This is a genomic window from Dulcicalothrix desertica PCC 7102, from assembly GCF_003991905.1.
In the GTDB taxonomy this organism is placed as follows: Bacteria; Cyanobacteriota; Cyanobacteriia; order Cyanobacteriales; family Nostocaceae; genus Dulcicalothrix; species Dulcicalothrix desertica.
Genome location: NZ_RSCL01000002.1, coordinates 133,784 through 160,310, shown reverse-complemented (window position 1 = coordinate 160,310; position 26,527 = coordinate 133,784). Strand labels below are relative to the sequence as shown.

Sequence of the window (26,527 nt, the reverse complement as noted above, 5' to 3'; positions counted from 1 at the left end):
CTTCATATTCAGCGTTTTATTCACCTTGCACGTAGTTACGGTTTTGACATTCAAATTTCCAGGTGCAAGATATGAGTTAATTTACGGCGCCGCAATAGATGTTACCGAGCGTAAAGAAGCAATTGAAGCAGCCGAAGAACAGCGTCTTCTTCTTAAAGCTATAACCGATAACGCTTCTGTTGCTCTGTTTATTATGGACGAACATCAGCACTGTGTGTTTATGAACCCTGCTGCTGAGGAACTTACTGGGTTTTCGTTGCATGAAGTACGAGGTCGGACACTACACAATATTATTCATCATACTCGCCCTGATGGTAGTCATTACCCTCTCGAAGAATGTCCTATTGACCGCGCATTTCCAGAAAATAATCAGGAGCAAGGTGAGGAGGTATTTGTTCACAAGGATGGTCACTTCTACACTGTTGCTTACACTGCCAGCCCAATACGCTCGGCAGGTAAAATTCGTGGGACGGTCATCGAAGTTCAAGATATAAGTGTTCGTAAACGCGCCCTTGAAGAGTTACAAGAAAGTGAAGAACGCTTTCGTACACTCGTGGAGCAAGTACGCGACCATGCTATTTATCGTACAGATACCCTTGGGTGCCCAACAACTTGGAACGAAGGTGTACGACGAGTACTTGGCTTTGAGGAACACGAATTTATTAACCAAGAAATAATACCAATAATTTTTACTCCCGAAGATTTACAAAAAGACATTCCCAAACAAGAATTAGAAGAAGCGAAAACAACAGGAAGCGCAAGCAATGACCGATGGATGCGGCGCCAAGACGGCACGCGAATTTGGATTTCGGGTATGACCTATGGGGTTTATAATGAGAAGGGAGAAATTAGCGGCTATGGTAAGGTGATGCGAGATATGACCGATGCCAAGCGAGCAGAAGAAGCACTAGAAAGAGAGCAAGTACGCTTACGTGCTGTACTCAATAATATTCCTGTCGCCGTTGTACTTGCCGAGGCGCCATCCGGAAAAATTGTCATGGCGAACAAACGTACAGAAGAAATTTTCCGCCATCCAGTATTTTATTCAAATGATTATAATTCCTATCATGAATGGGAAAGCTACCATGCGGACGGACGAAGAACAGAAAGCCATGAGTATCCCCTTGCCAAAGTGTTTGCTACTGGTGAGTCACACCAAAATGAGTATCATTATCAACGTGGCGATGGTACAAGAGCATGGGTTCGGATAATGGGGGCGCCAATTAAAGACCGTGATGGCAACCTGATAGCAGCAGTAGTTGCTATTACAAATATAGATGCAGAAAAGCAAGAGCAGGAGCGGCGAGAGCAACTTCTTGAAACTGAGCGTTCAGCTCGTGCAGAGGCAGAAAGGGTTGGAAAGATGAAAGACGAATTTTTGGCGACACTTTCGCACGAACTTCGCACACCGCTTAATGCAATACTTGGCTGGTCACAAATTATTCGTAAAGGTAATATAGATGCAGCGAGAATGCAGCAAGGATTAGACACGATCCAACGTAACGTTCGCGCGCAGTCACAGCTTATCGAAGACCTTCTGGATATGAGCCGCATTATTTCCGGTAAAATACGGTTAAACGTGCAGCAATTTGATATAAAAAGTGTTATCGAAGCAGCGCTTGAAACAGTACGCTTGTCAGCAGAAGCGAAGGGAGTTCAATTACAAACGGTTTTTGATCAATTTATTGGTGTAATATCAGGAGACCCAGCGCGCTTGCAGCAAATTATTTGGAATCTCCTTGCCAATGCGATTAAATTTACTCCTAGAAACGGGAAAGTGCAAATTGTTTTAGAGCGTGTAGACTCTCGCATGGAAATAAGCGTTATTGACACAGGGTTAGGTATAAAGCCTGAATTTCTGCCGCATGTGTTCGAGCGATTTAGCCAAGCAGACGGGTCAATTACACGAAAACATGGGGGTTTAGGACTTGGGTTATCTATTGTTCGAGGACTTACCGAACTTCACGGTGGTACAGTACGAGTAAAAAGTGATGGCGAAGGAATGGGCACCACGTTTACAGTATCATTACCAATTGCCGCAGTAATACCCAATGTAACAGAACAAAACAAAGCGCATCGTGATATAGCTAATAGTAGCGAAGAGTTTGATGACTTCGAGCAATTAACACTTACTGGGGTAAAAATTCTCGTAGTCGATGACGAACCCGATGCTCGTGAACTGATACGATGTGTACTTGAAGATGCTTCAGCTAATGTTATTACCGCAGGTTCCGCACACGATGCATTAAATTTAATTACACAAGAGGCGCCGGATATATTAATTAGTGACATCGGTATGCCAGACGAAGACGGGTATGAATTTATCCGCAAAATACGCTCACTACCTTCAGAAAAAGGTGGAAAAATACCTGCGGTTGCACTTACCGCTTACGCAAGAGCAGAAGACCGAAAACGCGCAATGATAGCAGGTTATCAAATGTATCTCACCAAACCCGTTGAACCATCAGAACTGCTCGCAGTTATATCAAGCCTCACAAACCTCATCCAAAAAAATTAATTGTAGCACAGGCATCTTGCCTGTGCAGTAAATTAAAATAATACCTATAAAATAGGGTCATCTTCAGGAGGATGCCAACCTACACTTACCCACAAACGGCGAGATTGTTGAATAAACTGACTACCTAAGCGTTCATCATTTAAATCAAGTCGATTACAAGTAGCTCTACCTGTTGGAGTTACACCAATAATTTTTACACCATCCTGTGACCAAATAAAATGCTCAGACCATCGCTGTGTACGAGGATTAAAAAGGGGTTCTTCTTTCTGGGTTTCTGGGTCGATACCGACTGTAAAGTTGTAACGACGCTCATTGCAACGACGACAACATAAAGCTAAATTTTGCACTTTATCAGACCCACCCAGAGATTGCGGGACGATATGATCTACTGTGAAACGGTCAGAATTTATGAATTCTGGAGAGTGACAGTATTCACAGAGGTATTTTGCCCTTTGAGCGATAATTTTTCGGATTGCGTTGGAAACCATCTTGATTCAGCGGCTAAAACGGAATTAGCATAGGTAAAAATCTGTGCTAATTGAGATATACCATCTAACTCTGCTTTTTCTTCTTTCGTTATTAAACCCGACTTGGTTTTCTCCAATAGCTCATCGGAACGAGCTTGAAGTTCATCGGTAAGCCTAAAAAGATTAAGATTATTAACTTTTTCAAGCTTTATGCCTGTCTCTAACCAATATGAAGGCTCTATCATCAATTTTGGATCAATCATAGTTTGAAAATAGAATGCAGTATATATTTATCTTAGCTTTTAGGTTGTGTATGGCGCCAATAAAAAACCCGGTTTCCAAGAGTTTAATTTGTCAACGATGAGCATAAATACTTATTAATGAACCAACCTTTGATTATGCTTCCGACAGAATAAAGAAGAAGTATTAAGGGAAAAAAACTACCGAAATACATACCAGCAAAACCAATTACCCATGAAATAACACCGAGAAACAGCCATAAAATGTTTAGGGGAATTGTTTCTAAATTGGGTTTATAGCGATTTCGGATGAGCCAAAGTTGAGCCAAACCTAATATAAACCCACCCGAAAGTGCTAAAATAGGCAGACTCAATATCAGAATAAGTACTCCTTGTCCTCTCGTATCAGTTTTCATTACATTTAGTATAATAAAGTCATGTAAAAACATTACGATAAACCCAGTTATGCTTGTTGTAAAAAACCATTTATAGGCAACTGCTTTATCTTGAAATTTCCAGAAAAGTGCTGCCCCTTGTAAAATTGCTAATAAGACCCAATAAATCGAATAAATTGCAATCGACATCAGTATATTATTGTAATCAGCTGGGCGCCAGCTAATCGAGTTAAGTAGAAGCCCACTTACAACCAAGCCCATGCAAAGAGTACTTATTAACCCCCAAACAATCACAAATCGATTTATCATTACTTTAAATTTAGCTATACGTACTATTTTTTATAATTAAAACTCACTAAGCTATATAATAGTATGATATTGCCCAGCAACCTGGTTCACGGCGCCTTATTTTTACTACTATATTGATTGAAACGGAAATTTATAGTAAGTCAGTATTAATAGAAGATATCGAACGCTTCAACGAGATAGCAGGTGAATCAAATTATGCTTATTGGCTTTATTGTTTCTTTGGAGCGTTGAAAAAGGGAATTTCTGTAGATTATATATTGGCTGGTTTTAAGTTAGCTTCTAAGTTTCAGCCAGATTATCACTGTTTTCATGATTTGAATGAGGATGCATGGTTCACTGATGAAGCAGTAGAGAGACTGGTTGATATTGGGAATGCGATGAAGTGGGAAGAAAAAAAATATCTATCTATTTGGAAAGACTGTGGAAAGCTTGAAGGGTTGATTGATATGATTTTGCATATTGATTGGCAGCATTACGCTTATGATATAAAAAATGAATATCTATATTTTTATTTGTTCGCCATTGATTTATATTGTGATGATGCTCAGGTTAAGTTACAAAAAGCTAAATGGGAATTTATTCGAGGACAAGTTGATGTAATTGATACTTTACTAAGAGAAGTCGAACCAGAATTTCAGAGTCAAGCGATAAAGGATTTAAAGCAGTATTATTGGCACTGGGATAAAATCCAAGAACTTGAGTTATATTTACCTTATGCACACGTAATGGTGCAACGTTTAGCTCAACCTCCTTTTAGTCAAGAAAGTCATGCTGTTAAAGTTATAATAAGTTTTATTAATTATTTGGACACCAAAGCGCGTGACTTATTCCTCAATGCACCAAATACAAGCTTCTTACATCTTGAACAAGCTTGCCACTTGGACAATAATACTTGGTTAATTGCAGAAGGAATTGAAGCAATTACTAAATATCTCAGCGATTTTAGCCTACAATGCTTTATTAATTATCCCAACAAACTATTCAAAATTGCAAAGTTATTAGGAAGTCTTAGCACTCCCATAAGTGAAAGCATTGTAAAAACGTTCAGCAATCATCCTATTATAACTCAAGATATTACTATATTATCTCTAAAAGATGCCTACGATTTTATTAATAGTCAATGCAACACAAAATTTAGTAATCCCATTCCTCGCAAAATACGAGACTATCTACAAGGAAAACGTTCTTTAAGCGAACAGCAAATAAATCGCGGTTTAGGAGTAATATATAAACAGATACAACTTACTCAGCTTGATATATTAGAAAATCTGACCCTTAATATCTTAAAACGGGAGTTTGACGTTAACCCCAAACAAGAGAATATCAAACACGCACTCTCTATGCTTGGAACTATTCAACGAAACAACCGTTGCTTTAGAAAGTTTTTAAAAGCTTATTGGAACAACCAGCCAAATTATATAATAACTCATCCCCTCACACAAACTTGGTTAAAACAGCATAGCAAAATTAATCTTAATCTATGGACGAAGGGAATTGAATATACAGAACTAGTTGACTTTCGAGGCGCCGTTGAGATTAAGCTAGAAAGCGAACCGTTGGAAGTATTAAAGCTAGGTACTTATGTAGGGACTTGTTTAGGACTTGGAGGAATATGCTCAGACTCCGCAGTTGCCGTACTCCTAGATATAAATAAACAAGTTCTCTATGCTCGAAACAAAGAAGGTATAATAATCGCGCGTCAACTAGTTGCAATTTCCTCTGAAGAAGAACTAGTTTGTTTCTATATATATCCTGATGGAGTTAGCGCTAGTATCAAAAAAATATTTCGCGAATATGACATTAGATTTGCTGAAGCACTTGGTATAAAACTTTATCAAAATTCCATAGGTAGCAACTATAACGTAGAAAACATTATCTCCGAATCATGGTGGGATGATGACGCTTGGGATTTTACAGTCGATTTTTTGGCACAGTAAATTTATTAGTTACACTCAGGAGGTGATATAGCAGTCCTAAATCATTCGTAAAAATTATATAGGACTGCTATAAAGGCGCCTATCATAAATTAGCCATATAGTAAAATTAACCACTCACGTGGCTAACTTTGTACGTTTGCAAACAACAATACCTATTCCAGTACAAATAGGGTATTTGAGGCGCCTGTAACTAATCGACCAATCCAAATGTGAACCAATGGTTCACATTTGAGATATCCAAATTCAATCTAAAATAAATAATATTTCTTGCCCGTCGATATAAATATGTTTAATGCTAGCTTTGTTTGAATTCATAAGTTTACATTGTTATTTTGACGCAAAGAAACAAAAAAACCTGGTTTCGGGAGCAAAATCTTTATTTTTATTACATGATATCAACGTATATTCCAGGTTTCTAAATTTTCAAAATAGCAACTGGTATATACTACTATATCATGGGTATAATCCGCTTCATGCAAAGCACACAACTTATGTATCTAAATTTTAGAAGAGATGTATGAACATGTATAAATTTATATATCTATGAAATTGAAGTTAACTGTATTTTTGATGCTCTCGCGTTCAGACCAAGTAACGGCAGTTAAAGCTATCAGAAAAGAACGCGGTTCTGGGCGCCAGAGATGAGGTCCTCAAACATTTATATTAAACACTTCTCCAACTTTAGTAGGATGCGCTCCTCAACAAAAAGCATTGCCGTAATTCCAGCTTTATTCCGATGTATCTGGACAAGCAAATTTTATATTATGTGGACATGAAAGCAAACAGCTTACTTCGCTGCTTTTCTTTCACATCTAACAAATATACTTAACGGAGATAAAGTAATGAGTAACGAAAGTGCGGTTCGTTTCTAGTGGGAACCCCTAGCAACTAGGGACGTATAACTAGAATATGTTTTGAAAGCCACTTTCAAAATATATAACTGTTCCTTTGATGTGGGTGAGCATAGTAACCGCTGAACAGCAAGTCCCACCCGTTAAGAGATACGTGACTCCCTATCTGCCCAGAGTGACCGAATTCGGTTTTCGGAGGCTAAAGCTGGGAACAGGGCGCAATCAGTTGTAAAACAAGCAGGTGACAACACTGGCGCTAAAGGGGGGATGGCATGGGTAAACAAGTCCTAGAAAAGTGTCTTAACTCAAAGCTACAACCTGAACAAAAGATGTAGACTTCATCCTCTATACTCTCACAGCATCGTTTTCGTAATAGCTGTAATCTCTGAGAAGAGGATAGGCAAAATGGACTGCCCTAAACCATCAAAATAATCAAGGGATGGAACGAATAAAAACGATATAAAGGTCTGTGAGAAGGTCGAACCCACAGTAGGTAGGACGAAGTACGGAACCCCTGTATGTCGGGTAGGATGCGAAGTAACTTTCGCAAGGTGTTCAGAAAACACAACTTGGAGCAGAGCATGATTGGACACGATAGAAATATCAGTGAATCTTGGAAATCACTACCCTGGAAGAAATTCCGGGCGAACATTTTCCGCCTACAAAGAAGAGTGTTCAAAGCGGTTCGAGTTGGTGACATGCGAAAAGCGAAGTCCCTACAAAAACTTATTCTGAAATCCAACGCGGCTAAATTACTGGCTATCCGTCAAGTAACACAGTTAAATGCTGGAAAGAAAACGGCAGGAATAGATGGTAAAAAATCCCTTACATTTAAGGAACGTTTTGAACTTCTTGAACTACTAAAAGCAAAAAGTAATGATTGGAAACACCAAAAGTTACGAGCAATTCCAATCCCTAAAAAAGATGGATTTACTACTCGATTGCTTAAAATTCCTACTATCGCAGATAGAGCTTGGCAATGTCTCGCAAAATTTGTAATAGAACCAGCACATGAAGCACTATTCCATGCAAACAGCTACGGTTTCCGACCAGGACGCTCGGCACATGATGCCCAGAAAATCCTGTTCTTAAACCTCAAATCTGATAGAAATGGAATCAATAAACGAGTCATAGAACTGGATATTGAAAAGTGTTTTGATAGGATTTCACACACCACAATTATGAACAACCTTATAGCCCCAGTGGGCATCAAATCAGGAATTTTTCGCTGTCTAAAAGCAGGAATAAACCCTGAATTTCCAGAACAAGGTACTTGCCAAGGTGGTGTTGTGAGTCCACTCTTAGCTAACATTGCTCTCAATGGAATAGAGGAAATCCACCAATCAGTACGCTATGCAGATGATATGGTCATAATCCTTAAACCTAACGACGATGCAACACAAATACTTGAAAAAATTAGCCAGTTTTTAGAAGCAAGAGGACTAAAGGTAAGTGAAAACAAGACAAAGTTGACCGCTACGACAGATGGATTTGACTTCCTCGGCTGGCACTTTAAAGTGCAAAGCAACGGTAAATTTAGAAGTACCCCCTCAGTGGATAACTATAAAAAGTTCCGTAAGAAGGTAAAAGCTATTGTTAACAACTCGAATTATGGTTCTAAGGTGAAAGCTCTTAAGTTATCACCAATAGTTAGGGGATGGAGAAATTACCATAAGTTCTGTAAAATGGATGGGTCGCGGTTCTCACTATACCATCTACAAAATAGAACATACAAGGTATTTAATAAAGAAGCTAAACAAGACCGATATTCTAGCAAGAAATTACTAGATAAAGCGTTCCCAACGGTTTCTTACTCTGAAAACAAATATGTCAATGTCAAAGGCAATAAATCACCTTTTGATGGAGATTTGGCGTACTGGAGCGAACGTAATAGTAAGCTCTACGACGGAGAAACCTCTAAAGTCTTAAAAAGGCAAAACCATACATGTGGACATTGCGGATTAAAGTTTACAAGCGAAGAACGAGTACACTTACATCATATAGATGGGAATCATAACAATTGGAAAACCAAAAATCTAATTGTTATTCATCAATCCTGTCACCAATATGTTCATATGAGCAAAAACGCAAGTTAAGAATATCGAGAGCTGGATACACGGAAACGGGTACGTCCAGATCGAACAGAGAGGTGCCCCGGATAATACCGGGCATCGACTCTACCTTAATGCAGTTGAATTATCTAATGATGAACTTGATACTGTAGCTGGTGGTTTAGCGATTAGCTTAGGTGATATCGGTGGGTTTGCGTCGGATGCATCAAACACCTTTTCACAAAAGAATTTAACTGTAGGACAACAAACCTTTACTGGCCCCGGTGGTAGCTACACAGCTTCTGTAACTAACCTACAAGAAATTATCAGTACTGCTGGTCAAGCAATTGCTGTTAAATAATAAAAGTTTTCAAACCCTAATCACTTAGGTATAATTTTGCACAGCGCCTATGTTAATTATAGATATAGGCGCCATTTTTTATTACTTTTAATCTTGCCGTGTTTCTTCCCAAACTTGTTCAAGTGCTATTGCCTTTTGTTTATCTGTATTAGCAGCTTTAGAATTTCCTAACTTGCTATGCACTTGACTTCGCAATGCATAAGCGTCATGTAGTTGAGGTTCGAGTTGTATTGCTTTGTTTGCATCAGCTAAGGCGCCTTTGTAATCTTTCAACTGAATACGAACATAACCACGGTTAATATAATTCCAAGCGATTTTAGGCTTAAGTTTAATAACTTCATTATAATCGGCAATGGCGCCTTGATAATCGCGTAACTTTGTTCTAGCTTCTGCCCGTTGATAGTAAATAAAATGAGGTTGATGATTTAGCTTTAATAAATCATCGTATTCTTGTATTTCAGCTTTGATATTGCCTAGTTGAGAATTTAAATAAGCACGGGTAAAACGATGTTGAGTATGATTCGGTTGTAATCGCACAATTTGATTGTAGTCTGCCAAGGCGCCTTTATTGTCTCGCAGTGTTTTAAATGCTTTAGCACGTTTTATGTATGCATTTATATCATTAGGGTTTTTTTGTAATATTGCTGTTGCTTTTTCAATTTCATGCTTCTGCATACTGAGAAAACGTTCGCGTCGCTGCTGTGGTTTCTCGAACATATGTGGAATTTGACTTATAACTGCACGTGGTGATATTGCATACAAAGAACCCGTTAATCCCCCAAGGAGACTACCGCAGTAAAGAAAAATTAAAGAAATTCGCGTTATCCATTTACCCTGTGATTCGTTATAACGTCGAATTATATCTTTAACCAGAAAATTTCTAGTAGCGACAGGTAATTTATTATACCCCAATTCTTGAAAATATATATAAATATTATTAATCAGATTATCTTGATTACTGGGTTTACTCTGTTTAAGCAGTCGCTGTAATTTAGAATTGGCTTTAGCTGCACGAAAGCTCTGAGGTATACTTAAAGATGTTAAAATAACAAATATCAATAATATAGGTTGAGAAATAGAGAGACATCCTAATACAATTAAACCAAATAATTTAAATAAGACATCAATATAAGCAAAGCGTGAAAACACAAGTAAATTTGCTATTTTACCACCATCAAGTGGATAAATAGGCAGTAAATTTATTGAATTTAAACCAATTAACATCCAAGCAGTGTCTTGGACCCAAAATAAATCACTAGTACTACCAGAGATAAAAGCCAAAAAGATTCCCAAAATTAATCCAGGCAAAGGTCCAGCAAGTAAAACCCAGACATTCTGAGCAAGTGTAGTATCATATTTCTGACTTGCTGTTGCAACGGCGCCTAAAAAGGGTAAAAATAACATTGAAGTATCACGATAACCGCATAACTGCATGGCAATTAGGTGTCCAGCTTCGTGTAGCATTATCACCAGCACAAAAATTGCCAAGCGATGTATTTCAAACATGTGCATAAAAGATGCTACAAACAAACCAAAACTTATAAATAGCATCCAAGCACGAAATTTACCATCAACCAGTCCCTTATTCTGACTTTCTGCACGCTTAAACCCTTCAACCTCCAGTTCGACAGGAATATCAACCCGCATTTCAGGATTAGTTTTAGCTGCTAATAAGCGTTGGTTGAGAATTTTTGTAACTTTATGTTTTCCATCAACTAATTTCTTAGCAACTTTCCATGCAACTTGTAATGTAGGACTATATTCTTTTTCTCTAACTAATCGTAGTTTGCCTGCTTTAAATAAATAATCTAAATGTTTCTTGCTAAACTTTTCTAAAGCTGTGGCAAATTTATCAGGAGATAAACCAATTGCAGGTTTTGTTATATTTATTTTTTCGACAGTATCTTGATGTAACTGCCATTGTACCAGAGTTTCTGCTGTGTAAGGATCTTGAATAGTAAAGTTAGGCGTTTCACCAAATACTCCATCAGCTTTACCATTCATCGTCAATAATAAACTACCGTCTTGAAAAAATGTATAAAATTCAATATCAAATAAATTAACAGCTTCCAACGGATAGCGAATTCCTACTTTTGCATACGACTTTAGCGCTTGGTTATACAACAGTATTTCTACCATTGTTGGTGGGTGAATTTGAATTATAGGTTCTACTTGTATATAGCAACACGCTTTAAAACCAAATTCCTCTAGTTCAGAAATGGCGCCTTTAAATAGTTGTTCGAGGTACACTGGTACTTGATTACTATTAATGATATCGTATTTAGGGCGCCGAAAAACAGACTTGAAAATAAACAAAAACGCCACTAAATAGTTGATAGCAGCTAAAAGCACTAAAATAGCGATGGGGTAGAGAATATATTGCATAGCAGTGTTAAAGAGCAAACTATGCTTAGTATTCCCATTTTTATTGTCATTAGATTAACATGTGTTTTTTGATTTCATCAGTAAATATACGAAGTTTAAGAGGAATATAAGCACGGTTCGTATAAACTAGCCAAGCTGCTGTGTTAATTCTTCTCTAGCTTGGTCGCGGCAGTATGTAGTCATATATTCCTGTATAGTTTTTAACTGAGAATGATTATTCTATACAGTTAGGATACCCAGGACTAAAACAAAACTAACGGAGCGGCGCCTGCATAAGTTAATTTTTACGCGCGTGAATTATTTGAGGAGGTCTCAAATTATCTTTATGAGAGTTTGTAATGATAGAAAAAACAGTATCTGATCATGATTCCTATGGTCAACTTGATCAAAAGCCAACAGAACTAATTATTGTACGTCCCGATGCAGAAACGCTCAACAGCCAAAGTTTGCCTGGTTTTGTTGGTATTTGTGCAAGTACAACAGGCGCTCTTAGAATTGCCATGTATTTAACGATTATTCCTCCTGGTGGTATTGCTGAACCACACTTCCACCCAGAGCATGAGACAGCAATTTATTTGCTTAAGGGTCAAGTTGAAATTTGTTATGGGCAAGGACTCAAGCAATGCCAAGTGTGTGAAACTGGGGATTTTATTTTTACTCCCCCTGGTGTTCCGCATCAACCACGGAATTTGAGCGCAACAGAGCCAGTTTATGTGCTAGCCGCGCGCAACGACCCAGATCAAAAAGAGAAAGTTGTACCCTATGACCCAACGTTGGAAACTTAGTTTTGTTAAAGTATTTTACCCTGAAATTATCAGTTCTCTGCATAAGTTGAATTTGCATAAATCTATTAACTATCAACAAGTAAAAACAATCTTGACCTTCGATAAAATCAACAACTGAAGTTTTACATGAATTTCAGGTGTAAGAATATATCAGCTTTCTTAACATTATTAACTACAAATGAGACTTAATATTATGAAGAACAAAGTCATCGCAGCTACACTAGCTTTAAGCACATTCTTTGCTGGAACATTTGCCTTTGCTGGTTCGAGTTATGCTCTACACTCCAGTCCACAAGAATCGGATGTCTCACAAGCGGGACATCGCGATAGTTTTAGCGGTTCGACAGCACATCCAAAAAACGATTCGGGTATTGACGCTGAATCCATTCAACTCATCGCTATACTAGCTTTAAGCGGATTCTTCATTGGAGCATTAGCCTATGTTAGTTCGAGTCATGCTCGAAACTCAAACTCCAATCAACAAGAATCTTTTGCCTATCAAGCGGGACATCGCGATGGTTATTGCGGTTCAAAAGGACGTCCAGAAAACTATCCGGGACAGGAAACTGAATATATGCGAGGTCATCGTTCGGGTTGGTCTGATGGACAAGGACAACCAAGAATAACGTTTTAGCATCAGGGACTTTAACCAGTCCTCAACCCTTATTTAGAGTGCCTCAAATTACCGACACCCCTACATCTGAAGCTACCGTTACCTCACAAGCAACATATAAATACGGTGTAAATCTTGCCATCTTTTATTTAGTACAAATGCCCAAATCTTATAGAACAAGTTTTTCGCGTTTTTATCGCCGTCAAAACTCTAGTTCAGCTAGCATTTTGAATTGTCCGCTCTGCGATTGACGGTAGCCTTTCTTGGAGTAAAATTAGTCTTTGGGATGGAAAAGAGCCAATTTTAAAATGCTTACTTACTGCTGTTCGCCGAATCAGAAATAATTTATTCCACGGTGGTAAATTTCGTGGGAGGCCTTTAAATAGTTGTTCGAGGTATACTGGTACTTGTTTACTATTAATGATATCGTATTTAGGGTGCCGAAAAACAGACTTGAAAATAAACAAAAACGCCACTAAATAGTTGATAGCAGCGAAAAGCACCAAAATAGCGATGGGGTAGAGAATATATTGCATAGCAATGTTAAAGAGCAAACTATGCTTAGTATTCCCATTTTTATTGTCATTAGATTAACATGTGTTTTTTAATTTCATCAGTAAATATACGAACTTTAAGAGGAATATAAGCACGAGAAGGATAAACCAGCCAAGCTGCTGTGTTAAAGTCTGTTGCTGTAACTTGGAAATCTGGAAACAGGTTTAAAAGTTTACCATCAATTACATCTTTATGAATTAGCCAGTGAGGAAGTAACGCTAAACCCATTCCTGCACGCGCACATTGTTGAAGTGCGAGTGCGTTAGAAATGATAGTACGTCCACGAACTGAAATTTCTTTTATATCTGCATCTTTATCCTTAAATATCCATCTTGTTCTAAAACCTGCCAGTGGAAAAAGAAGACAATTATGTTGCTCAACATCGCTTGGAGTTTTCGGTTGTCCCCATTGCTGTAAATAATTTGGACTAGCACAAACCAAATAACGAGTTCGCATCAGTTGTTGAGCAATTAAGGTAGAGTCAGCTAGTTGTCCAAGACGAACAGCAACATCAATTCTTTCGGCAAACAAATCTACAACAGCATCTGTAAGTAAAAGTTCTACTGTCAGTTCTGGATACATTGCTTCAAACTTAGGTAATAAAGGCACAATGCATTTAAGTCCGAATGAGACAGAAGCGGTAACGCGCAGAGTTCCCTTTGGTTGTCCAGAAATATCCTTCGCTGCAATAATTGCCTGTTGCATCTCTTCAACAAGTGGCTCAACTCTTTGAAAATAGGTAATGCCAGCTTCGGTTGGCGCCAGTTGTCGTGTAGTTCTCTGAAATAACCTTACACCAATTTCTGACTCCAAACCCGCAATAGTTCGGGAAACAGAAGATGGGTCAATATTGCGTTCACGTGCGACAGCAGCAAAACTACCCTGTCGCATAACTTCTACAAAAATTTCCAGCACAGATATGTCCATGTATTGAATGATAGGCGATTCATGTAAAAAATGCACGAAAGTAATTCATAAATTGCTCTTTATTGCTGCTTTTGCAGGAGCTACAGTGTTGTCAGTTAGAGGAATTATTTATTATGAGTCAAGTAGCAATGTTAGGAATAGGGGCAATGGGTTCTCGAATGGTAGAAAACCTACTCAATGCCAATTACCAGGTAGTTGTTTATAATCGCACAGAAGATAAAGTCAAACCCTTACAAAAGCTGGGAGCTAGTTATGCAGCAACACCCAGAGAAGCTGCCGAACAAGCGGATATTGTTATTAGCATGGTTACAGACAGTGATGCATCGCGTACAATTTGGTTAGATACAGAAACTGGCGCCATATTAGGACTTCGCAAAGATGCAATTGCGATTGAGTCAAGTACTTTGACTGTTAGTTGGGTGAAAGAATTGGCGCCGTTATTATCGAGTCGTGGCGTAGCATTTCTTGATGCTCCAGTTATTGGTTCTCGTCCCCAAGCGGATGCAAGAAAACTTATATATATAGTTGGAGGTCAAGCAGAAACCTTAAAGCAAGCTGAACATATACTTTTGTCCGCAGGTGGTTTGGTAATTCATCATGTAGGAGATATTGGACAGGGAATGGCAATGAAACTTGCTGTCAATGCACTATTTGGTATTCAGGTCGCAGCATTAGCAGAAGTTATAGGGATGCTAATGAAAAACGGATTAGAGTTAGAAAAAGCAATTCAATGTCTTAGTGAATTACCAGTTATGAGTTTAGCAGCAAAGAACGCGGCGAATTTAATGTTGACAGAGAATCATGCGCCGATGTTTCCTATCGATTTAGCTGAGAAAGATTTTCGCTATGTTATGCAAAGCGCGCGGGAAGTAGATGCTCTAACCCCTGTGTCTACAGCTATTCATAATATTTATTTAGATGCTATTAAGCTTGGGTATGGAGGTAATAATATTACAGGTGTTGCTCGGCTTTTTATTTAAAAGGTAATGGCGCATTGTAGAGACGCGATTTATCACGTCTCTAAATTTATGTAATGCATTCTAGACATTTATATTAAAAGTTGCTTAGGGGAATGAATCAAGGCTAATGTATACTCATAGCACTGAAATATCAAATTTATGTGGTGGATAGCCCAATTGGTAGAGGCACGTAAAATTCCTTGTTCACTTTTTTGCCTTCACAGGACGACAGAATGAGGGTTATCGACTGAAAATCGCGTAGTTGCAGGTTCAAATCCTGCTCCACCACCTTTAATTATGTACTACAATGTAATATTATGTATGCCTAGTGGTATTTTAGAACATCCTCTAACAGTGCAGGCGCCTATAATGTCATTAAGCGTCAGCAACTTGATGACTTGATAGTGGCAATGTTTAATTGGCTACAACTCATTTCTGCCTTGAGTGGACGACCATATTTAACGAGTCGATAACGAAGCTTAAAATTACATCAAAATTACATCGGTTACTGATGTGAGGAACGTTTAATTTTGGTTATAATCTCTTTTCAGAAATTAATTCCTCTCATAGAAAGTGAAAATTACTATCACAACATGAGAGCTACGGCAGGGGCTAAATAAATTGAAATGTCTCAATACAAACACGACCGCTTCTTCAAGTTTTACATCCAATCATTATATAAAACTAAAGGGAATACTCTGCAAAATATCCAAGTCCGTAACGATGAAGACCTGGAAATAGATTTAATGTTCATGGCAGAGCGAGAAAAAGCCGGATGGCTTTCTGAAAACTTAGGTTTATTCGATTTATTAATGCAAGAACATCCCACACTAATTATCGAGCATTATAGTTCGTACTTAGAAGAAACAGATATTGATAAATCGATAACCCGCAAAAATCTGTACTGGTATAGAAAGCAAAAAGAACTGATAGAAGGTGCCAAAACCCAACAGAAATCAGCAAATACTCAAAGATTATCAAAAGAAGCAAAACAACAAATAGAAAATCAAAACCCATTTACTTGGATTATCACGGTAAATTGCAGTGAAAAACTCTTGAAAATGTGTTGCGCTCAAAAGGCAACTGACTTAGGAAAAGGTGTATATCGACTACCACCAATTTTGCGGATGGGAATTGTGATTATTGACCAATTGGAAGATAGTCCACAAACGATATGGTTAAAAATGTTGGGAGGTAGAGAAACAGCGAAAAGTGCTTTTGAATTAATCAAGCAGTTATCACCGGAGCGCAGGGAGAAAAATGATATAATAAACGCATGTATAAAATATTGTGTTTATCTAAAAGACATACCCACCGAGAACTTAACCCCAGAGGATAAAGACTTTATGAGAACAATGGAACAAATCGATGCTTGGTACGAAGCCGAAATGAGCAAGGCTAGGTTAGAAGGCAAAACTGAAGGCAAGACTGAAGGCAAGATTGAGGCAGCAACTAATATAATTGAATTCAAATTTGGGTCATCGGCTCTGACACCACAAATAGCTAGTCAACTCGAAGAGCTAAACAATCAGCAACTTGATGAGTTCATGGTAAGAATGTTTAATTGGCAACAACTTGGTGAGATGGAAGAATGGCTCTCTGGGATCGAAAAAGTCTGAACGCTCACTGCCGTGCTTAACTCCAGATGAGGACATTCTGATCCAAAAGTCCGTTTCGGTAGAGACGCTCCGGTTCCTCGCGTCTCTACAACGAGTCGATAACGAAGCCAAAATTACATCAAAATGACATCGGTTACTGATGTGAGGAAAGTTTAATTTTGGTTATAATCTCTTTCCAGAAATTAATTCCTCTCATAGAAAGTGAAAATAACTGTCACAACATGAAAGCTTTGCTAAGGGCTAAATAAATTGAAATGGCTCAGTACAAACACGACCGCTTCTTTAAGTTTTATATCCAATCATTATATAAAACCAAAGGTGATACTCTGCAAAATATCCAAGTCCGTAACGATGAAGACCTGGAAATAGATTTGATGTTTATGGCAGAGCGAGAAAAAGCCGGGTGGCTTTCTGAAAATTTAGGTTTATTTGACCAGTTAATGCAAGAACACCCAACACTAGTTATCGAGCATTATAGTTCGTACTTAGAAGAAACAGACATTAATAAATCCATAACCCGCAAAAATCTGTACTGGGATAGAAAGCAAAAAGAACTAATAGAAGGCGCCAAAAACAAACTACAATTAACAAGTTCTCAAAGACTGTCGAAAGAAGCAAAACAACAAATTGAAAATCAAAACCCATTTACCTGGATTCTCACGGTAAATTGCAGTGAAAAACTTTTGAGATATTGTAACGCTCAATCAGCAACTGAATATGGTGTAGGTGTATATCGACTTGCTCCAATATTTCGGTTGGGGATTGTGATTATCGACCAATTGGAAGATAGTCCACAAACGATATGGTTAAAAATGTTGGGAGATAGAGAAACTGCGAAAATTGCTTTTGAATCAATCAAGCAGTTATCACCGGAGCGTAGGGAGAAAAATGATATAATAAACGCATGTATAAAATATTGTGTTTATCTAAAAGACATACCCACCGAAAACTTAACCCCAGAGGATAAAGACTTTATGAGAACAATGGAACAAATCGATGCTTGGTATGAAGACTGAAATTCCTTTTATGAACTGGATTGTCTACGCACGCACTTAGCACTATGCACAACTAGTAGCAACAGTTTTAAAAACTTTAAAAGATAACTGCTGTTTAGTAGTACCATTACCTCGATGATGTCGCTTTTTACTCTTAAATTTACAACGAGTTTTTTTCACTACTCTTGGATTACTTCTCTGCTGTGGTGGTGGTATTTCTAAGTCTGAAATTTCCCAAATTAACCAGCTATAGTATATATCAACTAGTTCTAAATCAGTTTTATTTTTAATTTTCTGGAACTCTGGAACCGCGCGCTTCAAAACTTGTAGGCTTCCAGTGAAGCTTAAGCGTAAAGGAGAGATACCAGCAACCGTAGCACTTTGAAACATCAAAGAACGTATACAGTAATGTCCTAGCAACCAACCATAAATTTCCTGAATTACTTCACGAGGGTTTTTAGAGCGTATAGGTGTTTTGCGACCATTCAAATGAACTTTTAATTCATCTAAAGTATTTTCTGCTTCCCAACGTTGATGGTATTCACGTGCTAAAAGCAAAGCTGGAAAAGTCACAACATCCATTAAATCAGTTATCAAACGGTAAACCTTTTCTACTCCATTCTCTTCAACAATATATTCAATTACACGAACTTTCTGTCGAGTGGCGCCCTTTTTATGACCAGGTATAGCAAAACGACTATTAATGTTTAACATATAAACAAAGGACTTACGATTCCAGATTTATCAGAACGCAGCAAAGTAAATAGTTATTAAATTAGGTAAAGGGTATGAGCAACAACATATAAATGTAGCCAACTGTCTCTTTATCAACCTCGATACTTTATGAATAATGGGACGGGCAAGGATGCCCATCCCACAAGATTCATGTTACAAGATTAATTGTTTAATTTTGGGAATTTGGGTTATTCGCTGTATGCTTCCATAGGAAGGCAAGAGCAGACGAAAGTCCTTTGTGCAGGCTCAGGGACGGTACTACAGGCATTTCAGACCCCTTCTAGCAGCCTAAAACAGCCATTTGGTTAGTATATGGTTAGTAAGGTTTGATATGAGTTTCAATGTTGGCATAGGCATAGATAGGGGCAAACTAAGACTAATACTACCTAGGTCATTGCGGGTTAGTTCTAGATACATTAGTACTGGTCTAGTGGATACCCCAGAGAACTACAAAAGAGTACAAGTAGTAGCATGGAGTATAGAAAATGACCTCAGAGGTGGCAAATGTGATATTGACAGCTACAAAACAGCATTCAGACCTACCATAAATACCCTCCAAATGGTGGTTAACTTAGTGGAACTTTGGCAACAGTATGCAGAGTTTAAGCAGTCTCAGGTAGCAGCTACTACTTACCGCAAACACTACCAAGTTAAGTGGTACAACCATATCAAAGCATTACCTAGTCATGACTTATCTGATGCAGTAGCTATCCGAAACCACATAGTTAAGACTAAAACACCTGATACAGCTAAAAGACTACTTACCTACCTTAGTGCCTGTTGTCGATGGGCTATGAAGTCCGAGTTAGTACTTAGTAACCCCTTTGATGGTATGGCATCTGATATAAAAGTACCCAAGTCAGCTAAGGCTATTGACCCCTTTTCTAGGCTAGAAAGAGACTCTATTATAGAAGCATTCTCAGTACATCCTTATCACCATTACTATACCAACTTTGTTAGTTTCCTATTTCTGACTGGTTGCCGACCGGGTGAGGCAGTAGCTTTGAGATGGGATAGGGTTAGCTCTGACTGCTCTGTGATAACCTTTGATACATCCTATGACAGTCAGTTTGATGTTTGGACTGATACCAAGACTCACCGTAGTAGGAAGTTCCCATGTAACCAGGTACTTAGAGAGATATTGTTAAATATCAGACCTAGTAGTTACTCCAGCACTAGTTTAGTGTTCCCTAGACCTAATGGCAAACCTATTAACATGTCTAAGTTTACTCGGAATATCTGGAAAGGTACTAGTAAGTACAAAGGAGTAGTCAGAACACCTCTGGTAGAGCGCTATAGATGCCCTTACAACACCAGACATACTTACATCACTATGGCACTAGAGGCAGGTGTTCCTGTGGCATTACTAGCTAAGTGGGTTGGTAATAGTCCTGAAGTCATTATGAAACACTATGCTGGTACATTAGTATCTATGGATAGTCCTGTAACCTAAAGGTTAGTCGATATAACTACATAACTATCTAGCTATAACTTAGTGATGACTGAGTGCAGCTTAAGCAGGTACTAAATGGCTTTTACTTACCAGAGGTAACTTATCGGAGATAACACACACTTTCGTATACATCCTTGCCAGATAAGGGTTTTAGTTGTATACCTGTTGGTAAATAGGCAGTTAAGATGTTATACTTAAGGAAATGCTTAAATATATGCCATGAATAACTGTCCTGATAAACCCAACCGTAGCATTGACCGCTCCAAGCCTCTGGTATATAAGACACATGGTAACTTAGAACTACATCAAGACATATTCACTACTTACTCAACATATGGTAACTGGATGATAGGCACTGCCAAGGATACTGGTCGAGCTATGGCTATCCTTCTCAATGTTCCGAGATAACCGCTATGTATAACCTATAACAACCCTGGTACTTAGCCGGGGTTTTTTTAATGGCTATAGCTAGCGCGGGTGATGTAGTTAGTTAGAACTAGATACAAAGTAGAACAACTACGAAGTACTAAACACCCCCTCCCCCCCCTATTTGGTACCAATGGCTGTAATACAGTCTGGGTAATACTTTAGATGGCTAACCACAAGGCTAACCACATTGACAGAATAGTTGTATAGCAGTGCCAGAGCGACTTTTCATGGCTAACCATGTTATAATAGTAGCAATAAAAGGAGATGACAATGAGAACTAGAGCAGAGCAGTTAGCCTTCAGAGCAACAGCAGAGGAGAAGCAACAGATATTACGAAATGCTGAAGCTGTTGGTATGAAGTTACAAGACTATTTACTATCTGTAGCAATGGCTAACCCTGTGGCTAACCACATAAACCCAGACACAGTAGGTACTTCCGTGGCTAACCATGAGGGGGAGGGGGTAGTCATAAAAGGTATTGAAGCTCGTACTATTCTGGCAAAAGCAGATAAACAAGATGACACATGGGTACTCTATGAAGGTAAACTCTACATCAAGCATAAGACCTCCAAAGGTACAGTACAGTTAGCTTATGAATGTGATGTACCTGCCAAAGTAGCCATACTACACCCCCTACAAGAGCTACATCGAGTAGCTAAGAAACATACAGCAGTCTGGGATAAACTGAACCAGTTACTTGGTATTGAGCTACTGACAGATAAACAACAGCAATGGTTACAGCAAGAAATAGACAGAGATACCCCTTATAATGTCATTGCTGATGAGGCACTAGACTACATCCAGCAACAACAACCGGAAGTTACCTCACAACTACAGGTTGACCTACCCACTACACCAACCTATACCAAGTACGAGTTTAAAGCAATGTATCCTGAGCTAGCTAGTGCCAAGGCATATGGAGATGCATGTAAACTAGCTAGAACATCTCTAACTACTAAAGACGGCAAAGTCTGGACTAGAAAGGGTACTGGTGACATGTCCGTGTGGTGTATAGTTCTACAAAGTGATATCCGAAAACTGGAAACCCTAACTGTGTAGTACTTTGAGAAGTTCGTCTCTACTTCAAGTCGGAGTGAGCAAATACAGAATAAACCCCAGTGAGTATAAGTACCTACTGGGGTTATTTAGTAGCTGTAAGAGTGCTAACCAAGTGAGTTCTATAATAGAAACCACATCTCCGATGAACACCTAGTTCACATCTGAGCTTACTCCACGGACTTGCTATAAGCTTTCAAAGTACCACCGCCATTAGTTAAGACATCTCGGTATCCATTACCATCTACTATTGCCTGTAACAGGAAGATGTCATCAGTAGTCAGAACTGCACCGTTATAGTCAATGACCTCGGAGTAGTTCTCATCAGTCTTCTTAACTACCTCAGAGTATACCCGTCTGGTCTGAGGGTTATCGAAGTCTTCTAGTAACTGCTCACGGTCAACTAAAGCATCAGTCAGCATGTCATAGAACCAGTACTTAGACTGAAAAGGAGGTCTACCTAGGATACTCACTATCTGGCTATATAACCCCTCCAAACTGTACTCATGACCTTGCCAGTTAAAGCTACTACCGACTATCTGAGTAGCTTCTGAGATAACACCTTGGTACTGGTTTACTAACAAAGCACAGGCTATTCTGAGGTACTCAGTCTGGTAGTCACCTTCATAGCGCTTAAGGTACTCTTGTATCACCCTAGGCTGTACATGACCAGTCTTAAGTTGCCTATCTACTAGCTTACTCAAGTACCGGGTAACTTCCTTAGCTGACTTAGCTGCCTTAGCTTGTTTCTGCTGCTGTTCTAGCCTAGCCTTATCAAGTTCCGCTTGTGCATCTAGCATTCTCTGGGTCTGTTCTTGTACTATCTGCTGTAGTCTGGTTGCTGCATCCATTGTGGTTATCTCCGATAGTTTGTAAAGTTATGTAAAGTACAAGGGTCTCGGTATTATCGAAACCCTGGTAAGTCAGGGTAGCTTTATGGGTAGTTTATCTAACACAGTAAGGTACTCTACTTGGTGGATGTAACAACTACCCTTATGAGCAGTTATATCAGTGTTCTCAGCACTAAATACAGCCTTAGCAGCAGCTAACAAAGTACCATCTGCTAGCTGATACACTACCAAGTCTGGCAGGTTGTTCTGGTAGTCATTCTGGTTAATACCATGCAGTTCTGTATAAACCAAGTCTCTACCATACTGAGATGCAAAATACCCTACTGCTGCTGGTGTACCATCTTCATTTAGATAAAGTTTAGATAAAGAAGGTCTGGATATAACACAAGTCCACCCAAATGTGCTATAATATAGTCTGAAGTTACTGTTATACATTTTAAATACTCTTCCTGGTAAATGCTTAGGTAGTTGGCGCTATCTAGGCATATTGTGCTGTCCTGCTGTCGTTATCTTTAAAATGTCAACTGTCACAGTCAGTACTACCTTAGTCATCCAGACTGGAGTTCTTTGGTTAAACTAATGCTGTCTGGATGGTCATAAGGTAGGTCAACTACACAGTAATAAGTAAGAAGTAAGAAACAGGTAGTTTAGATATGGTGCTTCGCAGTACTTGAATATGCCCCAGAGTATTGATATTACTACATCCTGACCTAGGAACAACTACCCCAGTACCGCGCAAGTCTTCTGCCAGTGCTTCCCTGTAGGTTATCAGAAATAAGGTTTACTTAACTATTGAACACTCGGAATAAGCTACCCTTATTATGGATAGTGCTTCAGTAACCACAGCATGTAATAGTACATTCCGAAGTACAGTAATATTCTCTGACTAAAGTAAGTACAGCTATTTAAAACAGTTCCAGCATAGGATAGTTCATTCCAGAACACCCCTAAGTCATCTCTAGAGTTATCAGTGAGTACTTCGTAGTATTAGTATTACTAAGTAGTTATATGGTTATACCGGGTAGTAACCTACGAAGTAATGCTGACTGTTGAGTAGTTCTAGTGATGTAGTACACCATTACCTGTTCCTTGCTACCATCTCCTTCTTCTTCTTTAGAGGTCATGCTTGACTTGCTTATCACTGTCTCTAGTTTCCCCTTAACTGTGTACTCAAGTAGTTCTAGTAATGACTTAGCTGTACCAGAAGCATCGGATAGTGTTACCTTAACCCCTAGCTGTCTTACTGTTTCTACTCCAATGTCTCTAACTACTGCCATAAGACTGACTAAGTTTACCCTAACTTCTTAGGTCTGTTACCTTATAATGTTACCTGCCATCTTAAGATGTTACCTTTTCTCTCAGGATGTTACCTTTTCTGAGGTAAATGTTACCTTTAGGGTAACAGCTACAACCCTTACTGTATCTACATCCTAGCTAAATGTTACCTTGTTACCTCAAAAAGTGACCTAGTTACCTGTGTATATAGAGTAGGTAACTGTATAGTGTATTTAGTTGTTAGATAGTTTTCTGTATATTTAAGGTAACAAGGTAACATTCTCCTGTAACCCTTACTATGACTAGGGTGTAGCTGTTACCTCTGAGGTAACATTTGAGGTAACATTCAAGGAAAAGGTAACAGAAAAGGTAACAACCTAAAGTAAACCCCAGTAAGTCTAAGTACCTACCAGGGTTATTCAAGGATATTTAAAAGTCAATAGTACTAAACTTCTTTGCTAGACTTCCAAGCATCTCTCCAGTACATCCAGGTAGTACCGGAATACTCAGTAGGTACTGGCTTGCTTGCAGTCTTGAGGCAGTACATTTTAGCTGTACTAGTGCCTACTCGGACTACTTTCTGGTCATATCCAAGCTGTTTAAGGCTTAATAGAATAGCTTTCTTGTTCTTACTTTGGCTTTCAGGTGACAGTAGCAGCGCTTTCATTATGTCTACTAACTTGAATGCTACTTCTTTGCTACCATCCACTGTTACCTCTGTGAGTACCGCTTCTAGTTGCTCTGTCCATGCTCCGGATACAGTATAGTCCTTGTTTCTTTCTTCAGATGCCTTAGTCATTTCACTATCAGCCCACCAGCTAGCACCAGAGATGAACTTGTGATATGCGCTAGCCAGAATAGCTTCTCGGTTAACTTTTAACCAGTCATTGTTAATAGGTCTTTCATCACAGTCAATAAACCACTGTCTACGACTGCCTGTGGGGTCTCTGAGTACTTCATTACTGTTACAAGTACCACCAAATACCACATGTCTTTGATGGTCTTTAGGTGAGCGCTCATACAAAGCTCTGTAAGTATCCTTAAGTTTGGTGAGAAATGCTTTCAACTCTTCAGTATCTTTCTTACCTGTAATAGCCTCCATCTCACCCATCTCGACTATCCAAGACCTGCCCAGTTGTCGTTTAACTTCAGTACCATCTGTGGAGTTATCTAAGTCTAGAAAGTAGTCCCCGCCTAGTATTCTGAAGCAAGTAGACTTACCTATACCCTGCCCACCTTTGAGAACTAGGGCATTATCTACCTGACAACCTGGTTGTATTGCTCTGGCAACAGCAGCTATGAGCCACTTCTCTACCATCATTTGGGATAGTTCATCAGTGGTACCAAACAAGATACTGGCTAACTGTGACCACTCTGGCATTACTTCGGGGTATTGTTTGGCATAGTTTTCTAGTTGCTTTCTGACAGGGTTAAAACCATAACACTCTAACAGTACATCAAGCTTTCTGTTGTAGACTGTTTCTGATATGGGAGATAGTAAACCTAAACTAGTCTCTAACCTGTCTAGTAGCTTCTCTGAGGTGTTAACTGTGCCATTAAAGTAGATATCACCAGTCCACTCATTGCGGTCTAGTTTGTTGTGATAAGCAGCTTTGAATACTTCCCAGAATACATAACCTGACTGCTTACCAGCTTTCAGAATAGCACTCTTAGCTTGTTTAATGACTGCATTCTGCTCACGAGCATCTTTGTTGTCATAGCGGCTACTACCAAGTACTTGTAAATGTAATATGTCGATGCATCTAATAGCTTTCAATAGCTTGTCTAAGTCATTGCCAGCACTGAAAGTATCAGTATCATCAATGAAGTCTATTTCGGCATTGACATTTGAGTTGTAGTTAGCTACATTGTTATTAGAAATATCCATTTGAGTTGGTTCCTTGAATGGTGTATATAAGTAAATAACTAAGCCCTTTGGTGTTTGCCGCACTGGAGGGCTTTTAAGTTTGTTCTGTCAGTATTGGTTAACCTAGGTAGTTAACCAGGGAATGCGATATCTTTAAGTACTTCCTCTGAGGCGCTATCGAGTTCTGATGGTTTAACTTCAATAACCCGACCATCCCAGAGATGTACTAGCCAGAGTTGGGTATTTGTGAAACTTAGGTAAGTCTTTCTGCCCCTCCAAGTTACTTTCTCAATGTCCAGATGGGCTACTGTTATGTCAGGTGTGAGTTTAACTTGATATGTCATAGGGTCAACCTACATTAGACTTAATATCAGCATTGAGGCATACATACCGAATGTAGTTAGATAGTGTCATACCTAGCTTGTTAGCCCGTCTTTGTAACCACTCATGCTCATCTTCTGTGACTCTGGCATTGATGTGTTTGGGTCTTGTTTCTTTCATGTGTATTCCTATGTCTTACATTATTAAAGTGTCAATGGTAGCTGGTGATGTGATGGCTACCGTCAGGGTTATTACTTATTAATACATAGTATTGTAGCACTATTCCGGAAAGTTTGCAACATTACTTGGTACAGTTCTACAAAGTACCATCTATATCGAAACTAGTAGTATCGTTACTAGACTTAGGTAATGACCGGGTATACTCCAATGCTATACTGCGAACTAGTGTACTAACGGGGATGGTTTTATTAGCTGCTATTTGGGTAAGTTCCGCTAGTTCATCGGTACTTAAACGGATGTATAGTTTATATGTTCTAGGTGTGACTTTAGGCATAACTGTACTACTAGTGGTATCTATAAATAAACTGTCAACATCTTAGATGTAGTAAAACCC

Annotated in this window: 24 protein-coding genes, 1 tRNA gene and 1 pseudogene; 13 read left to right on the top strand and 13 right to left on the bottom strand. The window is 38.8% G+C overall.

The features are described from left to right. Positions 1–2,518: PAS domain-containing hybrid sensor histidine kinase/response regulator (locus tag DSM106972_RS04775; protein ID WP_233787868.1), on the top strand; the 2,518-nt coding region annotated here is incomplete at its 5' end. 44 nt (positions 2,519–2,562) lie between these two features. On the opposite strand, the gene DSM106972_RS04770 is transcribed toward DSM106972_RS04775, so the two are convergent. The 3 genes from DSM106972_RS04770 to DSM106972_RS04760 all read right to left on the bottom strand — a co-directional run bounded on the left by DSM106972_RS04770 (position 2,563) and on the right by DSM106972_RS04760 (position 3,808). Then, entirely contained in the window at positions 2,563–2,865 is a 303-nt protein-coding gene (locus DSM106972_RS04770; RefSeq protein ID WP_325052155.1) for a hypothetical protein, read from the bottom strand. 59 nt (positions 2,866–2,924) lie between these two features. After that, positions 2,925–3,248: a hypothetical protein gene (locus DSM106972_RS04765; RefSeq protein ID WP_325052148.1), complete on the bottom strand. Its 324-nt coding sequence runs from the start codon at positions 3,246–3,248 to the stop codon at positions 2,925–2,927. Positions 3,249–3,331: 83 nt separating this feature from the next. Then, positions 3,332–3,808, bottom strand: a complete 477-nt coding sequence (locus DSM106972_RS04760; RefSeq protein ID WP_233787867.1) for a hypothetical protein — start codon at positions 3,806–3,808, stop codon at positions 3,332–3,334. Positions 3,809–4,041: 233 nt separating this feature from the next. On the opposite strand from DSM106972_RS04760, the gene DSM106972_RS04755 reads away from it, so the two are divergent. The 3 genes from DSM106972_RS04755 to DSM106972_RS54770 all read left to right on the top strand — a co-directional run bounded on the left by DSM106972_RS04755 (position 4,042) and on the right by DSM106972_RS54770 (position 9,128). Further along, entirely contained in the window at positions 4,042–5,865 is a 1,824-nt protein-coding gene (locus DSM106972_RS04755; protein ID WP_127079363.1) for a hypothetical protein, read from the top strand. 1,432 nt (positions 5,866–7,297) lie between these two features. Beyond that, a complete protein-coding gene (locus DSM106972_RS04745) occupies positions 7,298–8,812 on the top strand; it encodes a group II intron reverse transcriptase/maturase (protein ID WP_127079361.1) in 1,515 nt (504 codons plus the stop codon). A gap of 4 nt (positions 8,813–8,816) precedes the next feature. Beyond that, entirely contained in the window at positions 8,817–9,128 is a 312-nt protein-coding gene (locus DSM106972_RS54770; RefSeq protein ID WP_325052154.1) for a CTB family bacteriocin, read from the top strand. A gap of 87 nt (positions 9,129–9,215) precedes the next feature. Here DSM106972_RS54770 and DSM106972_RS04735 read toward each other — a convergent pair whose 3' ends face one another. Continuing rightward, positions 9,216–11,513: a site-2 protease family protein gene (locus DSM106972_RS04735; protein WP_127079359.1), complete on the bottom strand. Its 2,298-nt coding sequence runs from the start codon at positions 11,511–11,513 to the stop codon at positions 9,216–9,218. A 338-nt stretch (positions 11,514–11,851) separates the two neighbouring features. Here DSM106972_RS04735 and DSM106972_RS04730 point away from each other — a divergent pair, with 338 nt between their 5' ends. Together DSM106972_RS04730 and DSM106972_RS04725 are read left to right on the top strand one after the other, a co-directional pair. Then, a complete protein-coding gene (locus DSM106972_RS04730; RefSeq protein WP_127079357.1) occupies positions 11,852–12,298 on the top strand; it encodes a cupin domain-containing protein in 447 nt (148 codons plus the stop codon). 178 nt (positions 12,299–12,476) lie between these two features. Further along, positions 12,477–12,932, top strand: a complete 456-nt coding sequence (locus DSM106972_RS04725; protein WP_233787866.1) for a hypothetical protein — start codon at positions 12,477–12,479, stop codon at positions 12,930–12,932. A 564-nt stretch (positions 12,933–13,496) separates the two neighbouring features. Here DSM106972_RS04725 and DSM106972_RS04720 read toward each other — a convergent pair. Beyond that, a complete protein-coding gene (locus tag DSM106972_RS04720) occupies positions 13,497–14,381 on the bottom strand; it encodes a LysR family transcriptional regulator (RefSeq protein ID WP_233787583.1) in 885 nt (294 codons plus the stop codon). Between the two features lie 125 nt (positions 14,382–14,506). Here DSM106972_RS04720 and DSM106972_RS04715 point away from each other — a divergent pair, with 125 nt between their 5' ends. From DSM106972_RS04715 to DSM106972_RS04705, 4 genes are all read left to right on the top strand, one after another. Further along, a complete protein-coding gene (locus tag DSM106972_RS04715; RefSeq protein WP_127079351.1) occupies positions 14,507–15,373 on the top strand; it encodes an NAD(P)-dependent oxidoreductase in 867 nt (288 codons plus the stop codon). A 141-nt stretch (positions 15,374–15,514) separates the two neighbouring features. After that, positions 15,515–15,641, top strand: a tRNA-Phe gene (locus tag DSM106972_RS51175). 337 nt (positions 15,642–15,978) lie between these two features. Next, on the top strand, positions 15,979–16,971 hold the full coding sequence (locus tag DSM106972_RS04710; protein WP_127079349.1) for a hypothetical protein: 993 nt from the start codon (positions 15,979–15,981) through the stop codon (positions 16,969–16,971). 254 nt (positions 16,972–17,225) lie between these two features. Next, positions 17,226–17,987, top strand: a complete 762-nt coding sequence (locus DSM106972_RS04705) for a hypothetical protein (RefSeq protein ID WP_186538786.1) — start codon at positions 17,226–17,228, stop codon at positions 17,985–17,987. Between the two features lie 42 nt (positions 17,988–18,029). On the opposite strand, the pseudogene DSM106972_RS04700 reads toward DSM106972_RS04705, so the two are convergent. Next, positions 18,030–18,641, bottom strand: a pseudogene (locus DSM106972_RS04700) (IS4 family transposase); the annotation flags it as partial. 391 nt (positions 18,642–19,032) lie between these two features. Between DSM106972_RS04700 and DSM106972_RS04695 the strand changes: the two are divergent. The 3 genes from DSM106972_RS04695 to DSM106972_RS04685 all read left to right on the top strand — a co-directional run bounded on the left by DSM106972_RS04695 (position 19,033) and on the right by DSM106972_RS04685 (position 21,642). Beyond that, entirely contained in the window at positions 19,033–20,154 is a 1,122-nt protein-coding gene (locus DSM106972_RS04695) for a site-specific integrase (protein WP_127079347.1), read from the top strand. 219 nt (positions 20,155–20,373) lie between these two features. Next, positions 20,374–20,562, top strand: a complete 189-nt coding sequence (locus DSM106972_RS04690) for a hypothetical protein (protein WP_127079345.1) — start codon at positions 20,374–20,376, stop codon at positions 20,560–20,562. A gap of 291 nt (positions 20,563–20,853) precedes the next feature. Beyond that, positions 20,854–21,642 (top strand): plasmid mobilization protein, encoded by a 789-nt coding sequence (locus tag DSM106972_RS04685; protein ID WP_127079343.1) that lies wholly within the window; start codon positions 20,854–20,856, stop codon positions 21,640–21,642. A gap of 167 nt (positions 21,643–21,809) precedes the next feature. Here DSM106972_RS04685 and DSM106972_RS04680 read toward each other — a convergent pair whose 3' ends face one another. The 7 genes from DSM106972_RS04680 to DSM106972_RS04655 all read right to left on the bottom strand — a co-directional run bounded on the left by DSM106972_RS04680 (position 21,810) and on the right by DSM106972_RS04655 (position 26,467). After that, on the bottom strand, positions 21,810–22,490 hold the full coding sequence (locus DSM106972_RS04680; RefSeq protein WP_127079341.1) for a hypothetical protein: 681 nt from the start codon (positions 22,488–22,490) through the stop codon (positions 21,810–21,812). Between the two features lie 72 nt (positions 22,491–22,562). After that, entirely contained in the window at positions 22,563–22,925 is a 363-nt protein-coding gene (locus DSM106972_RS04675; protein WP_127079339.1) for a hypothetical protein, read from the bottom strand. 569 nt (positions 22,926–23,494) lie between these two features. Further along, positions 23,495–23,767 (bottom strand): hypothetical protein, encoded by a 273-nt coding sequence (locus DSM106972_RS04670; protein WP_127079337.1) that lies wholly within the window; start codon positions 23,765–23,767, stop codon positions 23,495–23,497. Positions 23,768–24,210: 443 nt separating this feature from the next. After that, the gene (locus DSM106972_RS04665) at positions 24,211–25,653 is read right to left on the bottom strand and encodes a VapE domain-containing protein (protein WP_127079335.1); all 1,443 of its coding nucleotides are present in this window, start codon (positions 25,651–25,653) and stop codon (positions 24,211–24,213) included. A gap of 110 nt (positions 25,654–25,763) precedes the next feature. Further along, positions 25,764–25,976 (bottom strand): hypothetical protein, encoded by a 213-nt coding sequence (locus DSM106972_RS04660; RefSeq protein ID WP_127079333.1) that lies wholly within the window; start codon positions 25,974–25,976, stop codon positions 25,764–25,766. A gap of 4 nt (positions 25,977–25,980) precedes the next feature. Further along, on the bottom strand, positions 25,981–26,133 hold the full coding sequence (locus tag DSM106972_RS51170) for a plasmid mobilization protein (protein ID WP_158632767.1): 153 nt from the start codon (positions 26,131–26,133) through the stop codon (positions 25,981–25,983). 136 nt (positions 26,134–26,269) lie between these two features. Continuing rightward, on the bottom strand, positions 26,270–26,467 hold the full coding sequence (locus tag DSM106972_RS04655; RefSeq protein ID WP_127079331.1) for a hypothetical protein: 198 nt from the start codon (positions 26,465–26,467) through the stop codon (positions 26,270–26,272). Positions 26,468–26,527 lie beyond the last annotated feature (60 nt).

Excerpts from the sequence above, each read along its gene's own strand:
- DSM106972_RS04730 (WP_127079357.1), top strand. The coding sequence starts at position 11,852 with ATGATAGAAAAAACAGTATCTGATCATGATTCCTATGGTCAACTTGAT.
- DSM106972_RS04685 (WP_127079343.1), top strand. The coding sequence starts at position 20,854 with ATGAGAACTAGAGCAGAGCAGTTAGCCTTCAGAGCAACAGCAGAGGAG.
- DSM106972_RS04760 (WP_233787867.1), bottom strand. The coding sequence starts at position 3,808 with ATGTCGATTGCAATTTATTCGATTTATTGGGTCTTATTAGCAATTTTA.
- DSM106972_RS04665 (WP_127079335.1), bottom strand. The coding sequence starts at position 25,653 with ATGGATATTTCTAATAACAATGTAGCTAACTACAACTCAAATGTCAAT.
- DSM106972_RS04715 (WP_127079351.1), top strand. The coding sequence starts at position 14,507 with ATGAGTCAAGTAGCAATGTTAGGAATAGGGGCAATGGGTTCTCGAATG.
- DSM106972_RS04745 (WP_127079361.1), top strand. The coding sequence starts at position 7,298 with ATGATTGGACACGATAGAAATATCAGTGAATCTTGGAAATCACTACCC.
- DSM106972_RS04695 (WP_127079347.1), top strand. The coding sequence starts at position 19,033 with ATGAGTTTCAATGTTGGCATAGGCATAGATAGGGGCAAACTAAGACTA.
- DSM106972_RS04655 (WP_127079331.1), bottom strand. The coding sequence starts at position 26,467 with ATGCCTAAAGTCACACCTAGAACATATAAACTATACATCCGTTTAAGT.
- DSM106972_RS04680 (WP_127079341.1), bottom strand. The coding sequence starts at position 22,490 with ATGGATGCAGCAACCAGACTACAGCAGATAGTACAAGAACAGACCCAG.
- DSM106972_RS04670 (WP_127079337.1), bottom strand. The coding sequence starts at position 23,767 with ATGGCAGTAGTTAGAGACATTGGAGTAGAAACAGTAAGACAGCTAGGG.
- DSM106972_RS04675 (WP_127079339.1), bottom strand. The coding sequence starts at position 22,925 with ATGTATAACAGTAACTTCAGACTATATTATAGCACATTTGGGTGGACT.
- DSM106972_RS51170 (WP_158632767.1), bottom strand. The coding sequence starts at position 26,133 with ATGAAAGAAACAAGACCCAAACACATCAATGCCAGAGTCACAGAAGAT.
- DSM106972_RS04725 (WP_233787866.1), top strand. The coding sequence starts at position 12,477 with ATGAGACTTAATATTATGAAGAACAAAGTCATCGCAGCTACACTAGCT.
- DSM106972_RS04765 (WP_325052148.1), bottom strand. The coding sequence starts at position 3,248 with ATGATTGATCCAAAATTGATGATAGAGCCTTCATATTGGTTAGAGACA.
- DSM106972_RS04690 (WP_127079345.1), top strand. The coding sequence starts at position 20,374 with ATGAATAACTGTCCTGATAAACCCAACCGTAGCATTGACCGCTCCAAG.
- DSM106972_RS04735 (WP_127079359.1), bottom strand. The coding sequence starts at position 11,513 with ATGCAATATATTCTCTACCCCATCGCTATTTTAGTGCTTTTAGCTGCT.
- DSM106972_RS04710 (WP_127079349.1), top strand. The coding sequence starts at position 15,979 with ATGTCTCAATACAAACACGACCGCTTCTTCAAGTTTTACATCCAATCA.
- DSM106972_RS04705 (WP_186538786.1), top strand. The coding sequence starts at position 17,226 with ATGGCTCAGTACAAACACGACCGCTTCTTTAAGTTTTATATCCAATCA.
- DSM106972_RS04660 (WP_127079333.1), bottom strand. The coding sequence starts at position 25,976 with ATGACATATCAAGTTAAACTCACACCTGACATAACAGTAGCCCATCTG.